Raw genomic sequence first — 15,288 nt, 5'->3', positions numbered from 1 at the left:
GTTCCACGACTCCGGGCAGCCCGGCCTATCGAGGGAAGGAATCCATTGAGCGACACCACCGACGTGACGTCGGATGTTTCCAACGTCGCTGGCGATGCCACCACCGCCGCCCCCACGCGCCGCCGGCGGAGCGGCACCGGTCTGTCGGCGATGCTGCTGCCGGAGCTGCAGAGCCTGGCCGCGTCGCTCGGCATCTCTGGTACCGCTCGCATGCGCAAGGGCGAGCTGATCAGTGCCATCACCGAGCGGCAGCAGGGCGGCGCGGCCGGAACCCCTCGACCGCGAGCCGAGGTGGCGGCTGCTGCTGCTCCCGCCCGTGAGGAGGTGCACGCGGAGGTCCGTGAGGAGCGGGCCGAGGCGCGCCCCGCCGAGCAGGCGCCGGCCGCCGAGGTGACCGAGGGCCGTACCCGCGGTCGCCGCAGCCGGGCCGCCGCCGCGACCACCGAGGCCCGTCCGGCCGAGGCGCCGGCGGCCGAGGCACGGCCGGCCGAGACGACGCGCGTCGAGGAGGCGCCCGCCGAGACCGGCGAGCGCGCCGAGCGTGGCGGTGACCGGGCCGAGCGCGGTGAGCGCAACGAGGGCCGGGGCCGTGAGCGCGGCGGCGAGCGGGCCGAGCGTGGCGGCGAGCGGGCCGACCGTGGCGGCGACCGGGCCGAGCGCGGTGAGCGCAACGACCGTGGTGACCGCAACGACCGTGGTGACCGCGGCGAGCGGGCCGAGCGTGGCGACCGCAACGACCGCAACGAGCGGGGCGAGCGCGCCGAGCGCAACGAGCGCAACGACCGCGGCGGCGACCGTAACGACCGTAACGACCGGGGTGACCGCAACGACCGTGGTCAGCGCGCCGAGCGGGACAACGACGGCGACGACGACGGCGAGGGCGGCGGCCGGCGGGGCCGGCGCAGCCGGTTCCGGGACCGTCGTCGCGGCCGCGGCGAGCGGGGCGAGGGCGACAGCGGTGGCGGTGGCGGCCGCGAGCCGCAGGTCGGCGAGGACGACGTGCTCGTCCCGGTCGCCGGCATCATCGACGTGCTCGACAACTACGCCTTCGTCCGGACCACCGGCTACCTGGCCGGGCCGAACGACGTGTACGTCTCGATGTCCCAGATCAAGAAGTACGGCCTGCGCCGCGGTGACGCGATCACCGGCGCCGTGCGGGCCGCGCGGGACGGCGAGCAGCGGCGCGACAAGTACAACCCGCTGGTCCGGCTGGACACCATCAACGGGATGGAGCCGGACGAGGCGAAGCGCCGGCCGGAGTTCTACAAGCTCACGCCGCTCTACCCGCAGGAGCGCCTGCGGCTGGAGACCGAGCCGCACATCCTCACCACCCGGGTGATCGACCTGGTCATGCCGATCGGCAAGGGCCAGCGGGCGCTCATCGTGTCGCCGCCGAAGGCCGGTAAGACGATGGTGCTGCAGGCGATCGCGAACGCGATCACCCGCAACAACCCGGAGTGCCACCTGATGGTGGTGCTCGTCGACGAGCGGCCGGAAGAGGTCACCGACATGCAGCGGTCGGTGAAGGGCGAGGTCATCGCGGCCACGTTCGACCGTCCGCCGCAGGACCACACCACGGTGGCGGAGCTGGCGATCGAGCGGGCGAAGCGCCTGGTCGAGCTGGGCCACGACGTGGTCGTGCTGCTCGACTCGGTGACCCGGCTCGGGCGGTCGTACAACCTGGCGGCGCCGGCCAGCGGCCGGATCATGTCGGGTGGTATCGACTCCACCGCGCTCTACCCGCCCAAGCGCTTCCTCGGCGCGGCGCGCAACATCGAGAACGGCGGTTCGCTGACCATTCTCGCCACCGCGCTGGTGGAGACCGGGTCCATGGCGGACACGGTCATCTTCGAGGAGTTCAAGGGCACGGGTAACGCCGAGCTGAAGCTGGACCGGAAGATCGCCGACAAGCGGGTCTTCCCGGCGATCGACATCAACCCCTCCGGCACCCGCAAGGAGGAGGTCCTGCTCGCGCCGGAGGAGCTGGCGATCATCCACAAGCTCCGCAAGGTGCTGCACTCGCTGGACTCGCAGGCGGCGCTCGACCTCCTGCTGGACCGGCTCAAGCAGTCCCGCACCAACATCGAGTTCCTGATGCAGATCGCGAAGTCCACTCCGGGCGAGTGAGCTGACGGATCCGACGAACGAGGGGCACGGCCGCATCGGCCGTGCCCCTCGTCGCGTACCCGGGTCGCAGGTCGTGAAGTTTTTCTACGGTTAAGCCGCTAGGTATTGAAACTTCTGTTCACCGTCGGGTTGACTGTCGTCCATGCGAACCCGCAGTCGACCCGCCCGCCTCGCCGGCGTCCTGCTGCTGACGCCGTTGCTGACCCTCACCGCGCCGGCACCGTCCGCCGCGACGGCCGCGCCGCCGCCCGTCGCGCCGCCGGGCGCCACCGCCGCCGAGGACGCGCCACGCGCCTCCTCCCGCCCCGACTCCGCCGTCGCGCTCGCCGGTGTGGAACCGGCCGGCGGCCTGGAGACCGCCAAGACCACCCGGCCGGTCGCGCCCGGCCTCGACCTGACCTCCTTCGACAGGTACGACGCGGCCGGCTGGCTGCGCGCCGACGCCCTCACCGCCGACCTGGCCGGCGGGCTCACCGTCGACTACGTGAACTCCGGTGAGGTCACCAAGGACGAGCCGCTGCGCGCTGCGGTGGACCGCTCCCGTGCCGTCGCGGCGGTGAACGGCGACTTCTTCGACATCAACAACTCCGGTGCCGCCCAGGGCGTCGGCGTCCGCTCCGGCGAACTGGTGCAGTCGCCCGTCGCCGGGCACCCCAACGCCGTCGGGATCAGCGCCCAGGGCATCGGCCGGGTCGTCCAGGTCGGCTTCGAGGGCACCGCGACGCTGCCCGCCGGGCCGGTGCCGCTCACCCAGTTCAACAACATGGTGCAGCGCGACGGCGTCGGAGTGTTCACGCCGCTCTGGGGGGCCTACACCCGCAAGCGGGCCGTGGAGGGCGCGACCCGGACGGTCGAGGTGACGGTGACCGGCGGCCGGGTGGCGACCGTCGCCACCACGGCGGGCGAGGGACCGATCCCGGCCGGCAGTACCGTGCTGCTCGGCCGCGAGGCCGGCGCCGACGCGCTCGCCGCGCTGCGTCCCGGCGACGCGGTGGACCTGACCTGGCGGCCGCGGGCCTCCGACGGGGGTGACCTGCGCGCCGCCGTGGGCGGCGGCAACGTGCTGGTCCGCGACGGCGTGGTGCAGAGCATCGCCGACGCCTCGCTGGCCCCGCGCACCGCCGTCGGGTTCTCCGCCGACGGCCGTAAGATGATCATGCTGACGGTGGACGGCCGTCAGGTGGACAGCCGCGGCGTCACCCAGACCGAGATGGGCCGCATGATGGCCGAGCTGGGCGCCGCGAACGCGCTCAACCTCGACGGCGGCGGCTCCTCCACGCTGCTCGCCCGGGAGCCGGGCGCGGCCACGGTCCAGGTGGAGAACAGCCCGTCCGACGGCAGCGAGCGGCCGGTGCCCAACGGGCTCGCCGTCTACGCGCCGAAGGGCAGCGGCCGGCTCACCGGCTACTGGCTGGAGACCGCCAGCGACCCGACCGCCGCACCCGGTGTCGCGCCGGTGCGCGGCGGCCGGCCGGACCGGGTCTTCCCCGGCCTCACCCGCCGGCTCACCGCCGCCGGATACGACGAGACGTACGGCCCGGCCGCCGGCGAGCCGCGCTGGCACGCCACCCACGGACGGGTCGACGGCGACGGCGTGTTCCGGGCCGCCGTCCCCGGCCGCAGCACCGTCACCGCCGCCCGCGGCCGGGCCCGGGGCACCATCGAGCTGACGGTCCTCGGCCCGCTCGCGCGCATCGACGGCACCGTCGACCGGGTCGGCCTGGACCGGGCCGGTGACAGCGGCCTGTTCGGCGTCGTCGGCTACGACGCCGAGGGCAACACCGCGCCGATCGAGCCGGCCGACCTGACGCTGGAGTACGACAGCGACCTGCTCTCCGTCACCCCCACCGCCGACGGCAACCTGTCCGTCACGGCGCTCGCCGCGACCGGCTCGGCGCTGGTCACCGCGAGGGTCGGCAACCGCACCACGGTCCTGCCGGTGACGGTCGGGCTGACCGACGTGCCGGTGGCCGGGTTCGACGACGCGGCGTCCTGGAAGTTCAGCCAGGCCCGCGCCTCCGGGGCGGTCGCACCGGCCGAGGGGCACACCGGGGGCGGGCTGCGGATGTCGTACGACTTCAGCCAGTCCACCGGCACCCGGGCCGCGTACGCCGACCCGCCCGCCTGGATCGACGTACCGGGCCAGCCGCAGGCGTTCGGCATGTGGATCAAGGCGAACGGCACCGGCGAGTGGCCCAGCCTGCACCTGCACGACGCGCAGGACACCCAGTTCGTGCTGCGCGGCCCGTACCTGGACTGGACCGGCTGGAAGTACGTCGAGTTCGCCGTACCGCCGGGTGTGCAGTACCCGGTGCGGGTGCGCCGGTTCTACGTGGCCGAGACCGACCCGGCCAAGCAGTACCGCAGCGAGGTCGTGATCGACGACCTGGTGGCCCGGGTGCCGCCGGACGTGCAGGCGCCGCCGGAGCCGAACCGCACCGACCGGGTGGTGGTGCGCGACGGCACTGTGGACGGGGCGCCCTGGCGCTTCGCGGTGCTCTCCGACGCCCAGTTCGTCGCCGCGAACCCGGACAGCGACCTGGTCGCCCAGGCCCGCCGTACGCTGCGCGAGGTCCGCGCCGCCCGCCCGGACTTCCTCATCATCAACGGCGACTTCGTGGACACCGCCTACCCGGCCGACTTCACGCTGGCCAAGCGCATCCTGGACGAGGAACTGGGCGGCGAGGTGCCGTACTACTACGTGCCCGGCAACCACGAGATCATGGGCGCCCCGATCGACAACTTCCGCAGCGTCTTCGGGGACACCTCGCGCGTCTTCGACCACCGGGGCACCCGGTTCCTCACACTGAGCACCGCCACCGGCTCGTTGCGCGGCGGCGGGTTCGACCAGGTGGAACTGCTACGCCGGACGCTCGACCAGGCCGCCGCCGACCGCTCGGTGGGCTCGGTGGCGGTGTTCTTCCACCACCCGCCGCGCGACCCGAGCCCGGCCAAGGCCAGCCAGCTCGGCGACCGCAAGGAGGCGGCACTGGTCGAGCAGTGGCTGGCCGACTTCCAGCACCGCACCGGCAAGGGCGCGGTGATGGTCAACGGCCACGTCGGCACGTTCCACGCCGACCGGGTGGACGGCGTGCCGTACGTGATCAACGGCAACTCGGGCAAGGACCCGTCCACCCCTGCGGCGCTCGGCGGGTTTACCGGGTGGACCGAGTTCGGGGTGGACCCGGTGACGCCGGGGGAGGCCGAGCGGGCCCGCCGTGACCCGCTGGCCGAGGGCCCGGAGTGGGTCAGCGCGGAGATGCACGCGCACGTCGACCGGCTCGCGCTGACCGCACCCGCGCAGGTTTCCCGGCGTACGCCGGCCGGCGTCACGGCCACGCTCACCCAGCCCAGCGGCCGGCAGGTGCCGGTGGCCGCGCCGGTCAGCGCCGACTGGTCCGGTTCGCCGAACCTGCACATCGGCGGCGCGGCGGGCGTACGCCCCTGGCACGCCGCCCGCTTCGACCCGGCCACCGGCACGCTGACCGTCCTGCGCCCCGGCGCCCAGGTGCAGCTGACGGTGACGGTGAACGGAGTGAAGGCCGAGGCCCAGGTGACCACGACCCCGTAGCCCTCGCCCCCGCCCCCGCCCGCCCTCGCCCACCCCGCCCATCTGGCTCTCGCCCCGATGATCATGAAGTTGTCCCGGACAAAAGCGACAGGAAACGCCGCTAACTTCATGATCGTCGAGGGTGGGCCGGGAGCGGGCCAGGGGCGGGCCAAGCCCGGGGGCCGGGTCGGTGAGGGAGTGGGTGGGGTGGGGGTGGGAATGCTGACGGGTGGGCCGGCGTTGGAGGTGGCGGACCTCCTGTGCCGGGTGGAAGACGCCCGTGGCAGACTGGTCAATCGGCCACCGGTTCCGGTTCACGCCCGAGCCCGTCGTGACGACGGGGAGCACCGACGGCGACCCGGCGACCACCGACGAAAGGACCGAGGCGACATGAAGCCCAACATCCACCCGGAGTACGTGACCACCGAGGTCCGCTGCTCCTGCGGCAACTCCTTCACGACCCGCAGCACCGCCAAGGGCGGCGCCATCAGCGTCGAGACCTGCAGCGCCTGCCACCCGTTCTACACCGGTAAGCAGCGCGTGCTGGACACCGCCGGCCGGGTCGCGAAGTTCCAGCAGAAGTACGCCAAGGTTCAGGCCAAGAAGGCCAAGTAGCTCCGTCGACGACGCCCGTGTCCGGCTCCTGCCGGGCACGGGCGTTCGTCCGTTTGTGCCGGTTCCATCTCCAAGGAGCATCCGCAGCATGAGCAGTGAGCGTCTGGCCGCCCTCCTCGACGAGTACGCCGAGCTGGAGCGGCGGCTGGCCGACCCGGCCATCCACGCCGACCAGGGCACCGCCCGGCGGGTCGGTCGTCGGTACGCCGAACTGGTCCCGCTGCACAAGGCGGCCGATGAGCTGAAGCAGGCCCGCGCCGACCTGGCCGCCGCCCGCGAGCTGGCTGCCGAGGACCCGACGTTCACCGGCGAGGCGGACACCATCGCCGCCTCCCTGCCGGCGCTGGAGGAGCGGCTCGCGGAACTGCTCATCCCGCGCGACCCGCACGACGCCAAGGACGTGATCGTCGAGATCAAGGCCGGCGAGGGCGGCGAGGAGTCCGCGCTGTTCGCCGGTGACCTGCTGCGGATGTACACCAGGTACGCCGAGCGGCACGGCTGGGTCACCGAGGTGATCGACGCGCAGGACTCCGACCTCGGCGGCGTCAAGGACGTCTCGCTGGCGATCAAGAGCAAGGGCGTACCGGAGGGCGGCAACGGCGTCTGGTCCCGGCTCAAGTGGGAGGGCGGCGTGCACCGGGTGCAGCGCGTCCCGGTCACCGAGTCGCAGGGCCGCATCCACACCAGCGCCGCCGGCGTGCTGGTGCTGCCCGAGGCGGAGGACGTCGACGTCACCATCGACCCGAACGAGCTGCGCATCGACGTGTTCCGCTCGTCCGGCCCCGGTGGGCAGTCGGTGAACACCACCGACTCGGCGGTCCGGATCACCCACGTGCCGACCGGCATCGTGGTCTCCTGCCAGAACGAGAAGTCGCAGCTGCAGAACCGGGAGCAGGCCATGCGCATCCTGCGCGCCCGGCTGCTCGCCGCGGCTCAGGAGCAGGCGGACGCGGCGGCGTCGGACGCCCGCAAGGCGCAGGTCCGCACCGTGGACCGGTCCGAGCGGATCCGCACGTACAACTTCCCGCAGAACCGGATCACCGACCACCGCATCGGCTACACCGCGTACAACCTCGACCTGGCACTGGCCGGCGAGCTGGACGGGGTGCTCGACGCGCTGGCCGAGGCGGACCGCGCGGCCCGGCTGGCCGGCGAGACCGAGCTGTCCCGCCGCTGACCCGGCCGGCCGCGGCCCGGACCGCGCGGCCCGCGCGAAGGCGCGAGGGCGACCCCGGGGGTACGGCCTCAGCTCGCCCGCAACCGCGCCTTGGCCCGCAGCATCTCCCGGTCGGCCAGCTCGAACGCGGTGCCGAGCGCCTCCCGGACGCTCACCGTGGTGCTGCCGTCGACCTCGGCGAAGCCGATCGTCACCCCGACCGGCGTGCCGGGGACCAGGGACTCCCAGTCCTCGGTGCGGACGGCCGCCTCGATCCGGCGGGCCACCTCGACCGCCTCCGGCATGCCGGTGTCGGGCAGCACCACGACGAACTCGTCGCCGCCGTAGCGGGCCACGAAGTCGCCCCGCCGCATCACCCGGTTGATCACCCCGGCGACCCGTTGCAGCACCAGGTCACCGGAGTGGTGGCCGTGCCGGGTGTTCACCGCCTTGAACCCGTCGAGGTCGCAGACGCCGATCACCACCCGCTCGCCCCGGGACACCACGGCGCCCAGGTAGCGCTCCAGCCGGCGCCGGTTGGGCAGGCCGGTGAGCGGGTCGGTGAGCGCCTCGCCCTCGTACCGGGCCGCCTCGCGGCGCATCTCCTCGTGGTCGATCCGCGCGGCGATGCCGTCGATGTAGACATCCCGCAGCCGGTCGCTGCGCCGCGCCGCGAGCCGGAACGCGTGCCGGTCGGCCCGGTGCGCGCCCGCGTGGTCGCCGGCCCGGGCCAGCGTGATGCTGCGCAGCCGGGGCGGCTCGGCCGAGCCGAGTGTCTCGTCGGAGACCCGGAGCGCGTCCAGCCGGGTGACCGCCTCGATCGGGCGGCCGGCGGCCACCGCGAGGCAGACCTGGCCGAGTTGGCGCAGGTCGCGGGCGCGGGCGCTGTCCCCGCCGTGGCCGAGCAGCCGGTTCGGGTCGGCGTCCCCGGCGGACTCCACCCGGTCGCCGAGCGCGGCCCGGCGGGCGGCGGCGTAGCCGTACGCGGCCAGGCTGCTCGGGCGCAGGTTGCCGGCCCGCCCGCCGCGCAGGAACCGGGCCAGGTCACCGGCGACGTCGCGCAACACCCGCAGGCAGCCGTCGCTGTCGCCGTTGTGGTCGAGCGCGACCGCGTTGCGCAGCCGGATGCCGGGCGCGGCGAACGTCTCCTCGGGGATGCCGACGCTGAGCCCGACCTCCCGGGCCCGCTCGATCGCGCCGAGCGCGTGACCGTGGAAGCTCAGGTACGAGTACGCCATCGCCAGGTCGTGCCAGCCCCAGGCGGTGTCCCGGTCGGGGGTGTCGTCGGCGCCGAGCGCGCGGGCGGCCCGGACCAGGTGCATCACACACCTGTCCAGTGCGCCCTGGTGGTGGGCGGCTAGTGCGGCCAGCGCGTTGAGGTGCCCGTGCAGGTAGGGCTCGGCCAGGTCCCGTACGGCGGCGGAGGCGTCCTCGACGGCGCGGGTGAACTCGGCGGTCCGGCCGAGATTGATCAGCGCGGACAGGCGTTGCACGAGCGCGTCGGCGCGGGCGTACGGGTCGTCCGTGGTGCGGATGACGCGGTCGAGCAGGGCGCACGCCTCCGCGGACCGGCTGGCCTCCTGGAGTGACCGAGCGCGTCGGAGAGCGTCAACCTGGTCCTCGACCTGGTCGAGCCAGCCCACTCGCGACCTCCCTGCGGTGTGCGCCCGGACGCACCCGCTCGTGAGGTGAGCCGCGACGCCTCATGATTATTGCGTGACCGCACTCCCGCAACACCCGTCCGAAGAGACAGAACGCGAACGCCCCTCGCTGGTGATCAACCGGGTGGCGCGCGCGCTCGCCGCGGCGGGCGTCGAGGCGCCCCGCGCCGAGGCCGAGCAGCTGGCCGCGTACGTCCTTGACGTGCCGCGCGGCCGGCTGGCGCTCGCCGACGGTTTCACCCCGGCGCAGCGCGACCGCCTCGACGAGCTGGTCGGGCGGCGGGTGACCCGCGAGCCGTTGCAGCACCTGCTCGGCTCGGCCGGTTTCCGGCACCTGGAGCTGGCGGTCGGGCCGGGCGTCTTCGTGCCCCGGCCGGAGACCGAACTGCTGGCCGGCTGGGGGATCGAGCGGGCCCGGGAGCACGCCGCGCCGCTCGTGGTGGACCTGTGCAGCGGCTCCGGCGCGATCGCCCTCGCTGTCGCGCAGGAGGTGCCCACGGCGCGGGTGGTGGCGGTGGAGCGGTCCCCGGCCGCGCTGGCCTGGCTGCGGCGCAACGCGGCGGACCGGGCCGCCGCCGGGGACCGGCCGGTCGAGGTGGTGGCCGCCGACGTGACCGATCCGGACCTGCTGGCCGGCCTGGCCGGGCGGGTCGACGTGCTGCTGTGCAACCCGCCGTACGTGCCGAGGTCGGTGGCGGTGCCGCCGGAGGTGGCCGGGCACGACCCGGACGAGGCGGTGTTCGGCGGCGCGGACGGGCTGGACGTGATCCGGCCGGTGGTCGGCCGGGCCGCCGTGCTGCTGCGCCCGGGCGGCGCGATCGGCATCGAGCACGACGACACGCACGCGGCGGCGGTGCCCGCGCTGCTGCGCGGCGACGGCCGTTACGACCGGGTCGAGGAGCACCGGGACCTCGCCGGGCGGCCGCGCTGGGCGAGCGCGTCCCGGCGGGCGGACGGCACCCACGCCGAGCCCGCCCGGGCGTGGCAGACTGACTCCTCGTGATGCTCTACGACTGTCGGTCGCCCGCCGACCGGGACCGCGGCATCGCCGCTGCCATCGAGGCGGTCAAGAACGGGGAACTCGTCGTCCTGCCGACCGACACGGTCTACGGCATCGGGGCGGACGCCTTCACCCCGTACGCGGTGAAGGCCCTGGCGGACACGAAGGGTGGCGCCCGGCAGGCGCCCCCGGTGCTCATCGGTTCCCGGCACACGCTCGACGGCCTGGTCTTCTCGCTGCCCGGCGCGGCCCGCGACCTGGTCGAGGCGTTCTGGCCCGGCGCGCTGACCATCGTGGTGGAGCACTCGCCGAGCCTGGCCTGGGACCTGGGCGACTCCAGCGGCACGGTGGCGGTGCGGATGCCGCTGCACCCGGTCGCGCTGGAGGTGCTGCGGGAGACCGGGCCGATGGCCGTCGCGTCGGCCAACAAGATCGGCCAGCCCGCCGCGCTCACCGCCGAGGAGGCGCGTGACCAGCTCGGCTACGGCGTCCGGGCGTACCTGGAGGCCGGGCCGGCGGTGGACCCGGTGCCGAGCACCATCGTCGACCTGACCGGCGACGTGCCGCGGGTGCTGCGCGAGGGCGCGGTGACGCTGGCGAAGCTGCGCGAGGTCGTACCGGACATCCTCGACGAGCGGGGGGTCTGAGTGCCGCCCTTCACCGTCCTGCACGTCTGCATGGGCAACATCTGCCGGTCGCCGATGGCCGAGCGGCTGCTGCTGCTCGCGGTCCGGGAGCGGCTGGCCCGCCTCGACGTCGACCCGGCCGGGTCGGACGCGCTCGTGCACAGCCACAGCGCCGGCACCGGCGGCTGGCACGCGGGGGAGGAGATGAACCCGCCCGCCGCCCGGCAGGTGATCTCGCGCGGCGGTGACACCGAGGGGTTCGCCGCCCGGCGGCTGCGCTCCGACCTGATCGACGCCGCCGACCTGGTGCTCACCGCCACCGCCGACCAGCAGGAGTACGTGGTGGCGCTGCGGCCGGACGCCGCCGCGCGCACGTTCGTGCTCGGTGAGTTCGGCCGCCTGCTCGGCGCGCTGGACCGGTCCGCCCTGCCGCCGGCCGAGCCGACGCCGGACGCCGTGTACGCGCGCGGCGTCGCCCTCGTCGCGGCCGTCGACGCGGCGCGGCAGAGCGCCTCCGCGCTGCCCACCGACGACCTGGACGACCCGTGGGGCCGGGGCGACCAGTGCTTCAGCCGGGTCGCGGACGAGATCGAGGAGACCGTGCAGCCGCTGGCTGCCGTCCTGCTCCCCTGATCGCGGTTCATCCTTCCTCGCGAACTTCCTGCGCATTTCGCGGAAGATGGCGGCGAAAGCGGCCGTTCCGGTCATTCTGAACGGGTCCGTACGGCCGGCTCCTGCGGGGAGAGCTGATGAACCGGGCCTATCTCGACAAGCTGTTCACCGTTGTGCTCGCCGGCGTGCTCGCCGGACTGGCCCTGGCCGCAGCCGCGCTGCCGGCCGCGCTGGTCCTCGGGCTGGGCGTGAAGAACCTGATGCCGTACACCGCGCTGCCGGAGGCGCTCAAGACGCCGCAGCCGGCACAGCGGTCCAACCTGTACGCCAACGACGGGCGGACGCTCATCACCTCGTTCTACGTCGAGGACCGGGTGGACGTGCCGCTCGGCGAGGTGGCACCGGTGATGCGCGACGCCATCGTGGCCGCCGAGGACGTGCGCTTCTACGAGCACCACGGCGTCGACGTGCGCGGCGTGGCGCGGGCGTTCACGGCCAACCGCCGCGAGGGCACCCGCCAGGGCGCCTCCACGCTGACCATGCAGTACGTGCGCAACGCGCTCGCCGGTGACACCCGGCTGACCGAGGAGCAGCGCGCCGCCGCCACCGAGATCACCGTCGGGCGCAAGATCCGCGAGATGCGGTACGCGCTGACGCTGGAACGGCAGATCAGCAAGGACGAGATCCTCGGGCGCTACCTGAACATCGCGTACTTCGGCGCCGGGGCGTACGGCATCGCCGCCGCCAGCAAGCGCTACTTCTCCACCACCCCGGAGCGGCTCACGCTGGCCCAGGCCGCGCTGCTCGCCGGGCTGGTCCGGTCCCCGGCCGACGACCCGATCAACGGCGACGCGGACGCGGCCCGGCAACGTCGGGCGTACGTGCTGGACCGGATGGTGGAGACCGGCCGGGTGAGCGCGCCGGACGCCGAGGCGGCGAAGGTCACCGAGCTGTCCCTCAAACCCAACACCACGCCGAACGACTGCGCCGCGGTGCCCGCCGACCACAACGACTGGGGCTTCTTCTGCGACTGGTTCACCCAGTGGTGGAACGCCCAGCCGGCGTTCGGCGAGAACGTGGACGAGCGGCAGCGGACGCTGCGCCGGGGCGGCTGGAAGATCGTGTCCTCGCTCGACCCGGACGTGCAGGCCAAGGCGAGCGAGCAGGTGCGGACCGTCTACCCGGAGACGATCGCGCGGGCGGCGCCGACAGCCGTGGTGCAGCCGGGCACCGGCCGGGTGCTGGCGATGGCGGTGAACCGCACCTACGGCACGGCCGCGAACCCGGACGGGCAGCAGAACTACCCGAACACTGTCAACCAGCTCGTGGCCGGCGGTGGCGGCATCACCGGCTACCAGGCGGGCTCCACGTTCAAGCTGTTCGCGCTGCTGGCCGCGCTGGAGTCCGGGCTGCCGCTGGACACCGAGTTCGACGCGCCGCGCGTCTACGTGACGCAGTACCCGGTCGGCGCCGGACCGGCGAGCTGCGGCGGCCGGTGGTGCCCGGCGAACGCCAACACGTACTGGATGGACGGCGACCGGGACATGTGGGACGCGTTCGGCCGGTCGGTGAACACGTACTTCGCGTGGCTGACCGAGCGGGTCGGCGCGGACCGGGTGGTCGAGATGGCCCAGCGGCTGGGCATCGTGTTCCGTGCCCCGGCGGACGCCCGGATGGCCCGCGAGGGCGCCAAGAGCTGGGGTCCGTTCACGCTCGGCGTCTCCGCCACCACGCCGCTGGACCTGGCCGGCGCGTACGCCGCGGTGGCCGCCGAGGGCACCTGGTGCCGGCCCACGCCGGTCGCCTCGATCACCGACCCGGGCGGCCGGACGGTGCCCGCCGGGAACACCGACTGCCGGCAGGTGCTCGACACCGAGGTGGCCCGCGCGGCGGCCGACGCCAGCCGCTGCCCGGTCGGCGACCAGTCGATGTACCGGCGCTGCGACGGCGGCACGGCCGAGGAACTGGCCCCGGGTCTGCGCCGGCCGGTGGCGGGCAAGACCGGCAGCTCGGAACGGAACGCCACCGAGACTGTCGTCGCGTTCACCCCGCAGCTGTCGGTGGCGACGATCGCCGCGAACCCGGACGACCCCCGGGACGCGGTCGGCGGCGGCGTGCAGAAGCGGCAGATCGCCGCCGTGGGCCGCATCCTGGCGTGGTCGCTGCGCGACGAGCCGGTACGCGACTTCGTCCCGCCCGGTCAGGCCGTGGCCTTCCAGCACACCAGCCCCCGAACCGGCAACTGACCCCGCCCGCCCCCGCCCTGCCGCGCCGTCCGCGGCCCCCGCCCCGCCCCACCCCGCGCCGATCTTGCACTTGCTGCCCGGATAGAAAGTGCATAACGGGCGCATCAAGGGCCGCAAGTGCAAGATCGCCGGCGCGAGGCGCGAGGCGCGGGGGAGGGCGGGGCGGGTCAGCCCGGGTCAGCCCGGGTCAGCCCGGGTCAGCCCGGGTGTTCGGCGCCCCGGGCTATGTTGCGGGCCATGCCGCCGAAGACGACGGCGTGGAACGGGGCCACCGAGGCCCAGTAGAGGTGGCCGGGCAGGCCGCGCGGAAGGAACACGGCCCGCTGGACGTACCTGCTGCGGCCGTCCCCGTCCGGCTCGGCGCGCATCTCCAGCCAGGCCCGCCCGGGCAGTCGCATCTCCGCGCGCAGCCGCAGCAGCTCACCCGGGACGATCTCCTCGACCCGCCAGAAGTCCAGCGCCTCGCCGACCTGGAGCCGGTGCGGGTCGCGCCGGCCCCGCCGTAGCCCGACGCCGCCGATCAGGCTGTCCATCCAGCCGCGCACCGACCAGGCCAGCGGGAACGAGTACCAGCCGTTCTCGCCGCCGACGCCCTCGATGACCCGCCACAACGCCGCCGGTGGCGCGTCCACCGCCCGTTCCCGCAGATCCGTGTACGCGGTGCCGCCGGACCAGCGCGGGTCCGACGGCAGCGGCTCGGCGGGCGCGGCCGGCCCGCTCGCGTTCGACCAGCGCGTCTCCACCTGCGCGTCGCGCACCTTCGTCAGCGCCAGCGCGACCGCCTGGTCGAAGCCGGTCAACCCGTCCGGCGGGTCCGGCACGTACCGGGCGATGTCGTGCTCGTGCGCCACCGCCTCGTGCACCAGGCTCTCCACCAGCGGCCGGGCGATCGCGTTCGGCACCGGCGTGATCAGGCCGACCCAGTGCGAGGAGAGCGACGGGGTGAGCGGGCGGACCGGCAGGATGACCCGCGGCCGCAGCCCGGCCACCCGGGCGTAGCGCTGCATCATCTCGGTGAACGTCAGCACGTCCGGGCCGCCGATGTCGAAGGCCCGGTTGACGTCGGCCGGCAGGTGCGCGCACCCGGCCAGGTAGCGCAGCACGTCCCGGACCGCGATCGGCTGGATCCGGTTGCGCACCCAGCGCGGGGTGACCATCGCCGGGAGCCGCTCGGTCAGGTAGCGCAGCATCTCGAACGAGGCCGAGCCGGACCCGATGATCACGGCGGCGCGCAGCACCGCTGTGGGCACGCCGCTGTCCAGCAGGATCCGCGCGACCTCCGCCCGGGAGCGCAGGTGCGCCGAGGGCAGGCCGTCGCGCTCCGCCGGCTCCGGCCCGCCGAGATACACGATCCGGCGTACGCCGGCGGCGCGCGCCGCCTCGGCGAAGTTCGTCGCCGCCTCCCGGTCGGCCGCCTCGAACCCGCGCTGGCCCAGCGCGTGGACCAGGTAGTACGCCACCTCCACGCCCTCGAACGCGGCCGGCAGCGTCTCCGGCCGGCGCAGGTCACCCTCGACGATCTCCGCCTCGGCCGCCCACGGCACGTCCCGCAGCCGCCCGGCGGTCCGGGCCAGGCAGCGTACGGTGTGCCCTTCGGCCAGCAGCCGGGGCGCGAGGCGTCCGCCGATGTAGCCGGTAGCACCGGTGACGAGGCATCTCACGGCCTCCAGTGTGCGGCTCCGTAGACTCCTTCGC

Annotated in this window: 10 protein-coding genes; 8 read left to right on the top strand and 2 right to left on the bottom strand. The window is 74.3% G+C overall.

The features are described from left to right. The first annotated feature begins 45 nt into the window (after positions 1-45). The 4 genes from rho to prfA all read left to right on the top strand — a co-directional run bounded on the left by rho (position 46) and on the right by prfA (position 7,469). Positions 46-2,127, top strand: a complete 2,082-nt coding sequence (rho, locus tag CLT75_RS18935; RefSeq protein WP_135241812.1) for a transcription termination factor Rho — start codon at positions 46-48, stop codon at positions 2,125-2,127. Between the two features lie 142 nt (positions 2,128-2,269). Next, on the top strand, positions 2,270-5,698 hold the full coding sequence (locus CLT75_RS18930) for a phosphodiester glycosidase family protein (RefSeq protein ID WP_135241811.1): 3,429 nt from the start codon (positions 2,270-2,272) through the stop codon (positions 5,696-5,698). A gap of 369 nt (positions 5,699-6,067) precedes the next feature. Beyond that, positions 6,068-6,292: a 50S ribosomal protein L31 gene (gene rpmE, locus CLT75_RS18920; protein ID WP_046563792.1), complete on the top strand. Its 225-nt coding sequence runs from the start codon at positions 6,068-6,070 to the stop codon at positions 6,290-6,292. An 88-nt stretch (positions 6,293-6,380) separates the two neighbouring features. Further along, on the top strand, positions 6,381-7,469 hold the full coding sequence (prfA, locus tag CLT75_RS18915) for a peptide chain release factor 1 (protein ID WP_135241810.1): 1,089 nt from the start codon (positions 6,381-6,383) through the stop codon (positions 7,467-7,469). A gap of 68 nt (positions 7,470-7,537) precedes the next feature. Here the strand turns inward: prfA and CLT75_RS18910 are convergent, their stop codons facing one another. Then, on the bottom strand, positions 7,538-9,091 hold the full coding sequence (locus CLT75_RS18910; protein ID WP_135241809.1) for a GGDEF domain-containing protein: 1,554 nt from the start codon (positions 9,089-9,091) through the stop codon (positions 7,538-7,540). 73 nt (positions 9,092-9,164) lie between these two features. On the opposite strand from CLT75_RS18910, the gene prmC reads away from it, so the two are divergent. From prmC to CLT75_RS18890, 4 genes are all read left to right on the top strand, one after another. Then, positions 9,165-10,112, top strand: a complete 948-nt coding sequence (prmC, locus tag CLT75_RS18905; protein WP_209310349.1) for a peptide chain release factor N(5)-glutamine methyltransferase — start codon at positions 9,165-9,167, stop codon at positions 10,110-10,112. Further along, positions 10,112-10,756: an L-threonylcarbamoyladenylate synthase gene (locus CLT75_RS18900; RefSeq protein ID WP_013288268.1), complete on the top strand. Its 645-nt coding sequence runs from the start codon at positions 10,112-10,114 to the stop codon at positions 10,754-10,756. Before prmC ends, CLT75_RS18900 begins: the two co-directional genes overlap by 1 nt. Beyond that, a complete protein-coding gene (locus tag CLT75_RS18895; RefSeq protein ID WP_135241808.1) occupies positions 10,757-11,368 on the top strand; it encodes an arsenate reductase/protein-tyrosine-phosphatase family protein in 612 nt (203 codons plus the stop codon). It abuts the gene before it with no gap. A gap of 116 nt (positions 11,369-11,484) precedes the next feature. Beyond that, positions 11,485-13,593: a transglycosylase domain-containing protein gene (locus tag CLT75_RS18890; RefSeq protein WP_135241807.1), complete on the top strand. Its 2,109-nt coding sequence runs from the start codon at positions 11,485-11,487 to the stop codon at positions 13,591-13,593. A 197-nt stretch (positions 13,594-13,790) separates the two neighbouring features. Here the strand turns inward: CLT75_RS18890 and CLT75_RS18885 are convergent, their stop codons facing one another. Continuing rightward, positions 13,791-15,254 (bottom strand): SDR family oxidoreductase, encoded by a 1,464-nt coding sequence (locus tag CLT75_RS18885; protein WP_135241806.1) that lies wholly within the window; start codon positions 15,252-15,254, stop codon positions 13,791-13,793. Positions 15,255-15,288 lie beyond the last annotated feature (34 nt).

This window comes from Micromonospora sp. CNZ285, assembly GCF_004637285.1.
The sequence above is the reverse complement of the archived record's forward strand: the minus strand, read 5'-3'. Positions and strand labels throughout refer to the sequence as shown.

Bases quoted from the DNA above. Each gene is read 5' to 3' on its own strand.
- CLT75_RS18900 (WP_013288268.1), top strand. From the start codon at position 10,112: ATGCTCTACGACTGTCGGTCGCCCGCCGACCGGGACCGCGGCATCGCC.
- CLT75_RS18930 (WP_135241811.1), top strand. From the start codon at position 2,270: ATGCGAACCCGCAGTCGACCCGCCCGCCTCGCCGGCGTCCTGCTGCTG.
- CLT75_RS18890 (WP_135241807.1), top strand. From the start codon at position 11,485: ATGAACCGGGCCTATCTCGACAAGCTGTTCACCGTTGTGCTCGCCGGC.
- prfA (WP_135241810.1), top strand. From the start codon at position 6,381: ATGAGCAGTGAGCGTCTGGCCGCCCTCCTCGACGAGTACGCCGAGCTG.
- rpmE (WP_046563792.1), top strand. From the start codon at position 6,068: ATGAAGCCCAACATCCACCCGGAGTACGTGACCACCGAGGTCCGCTGC.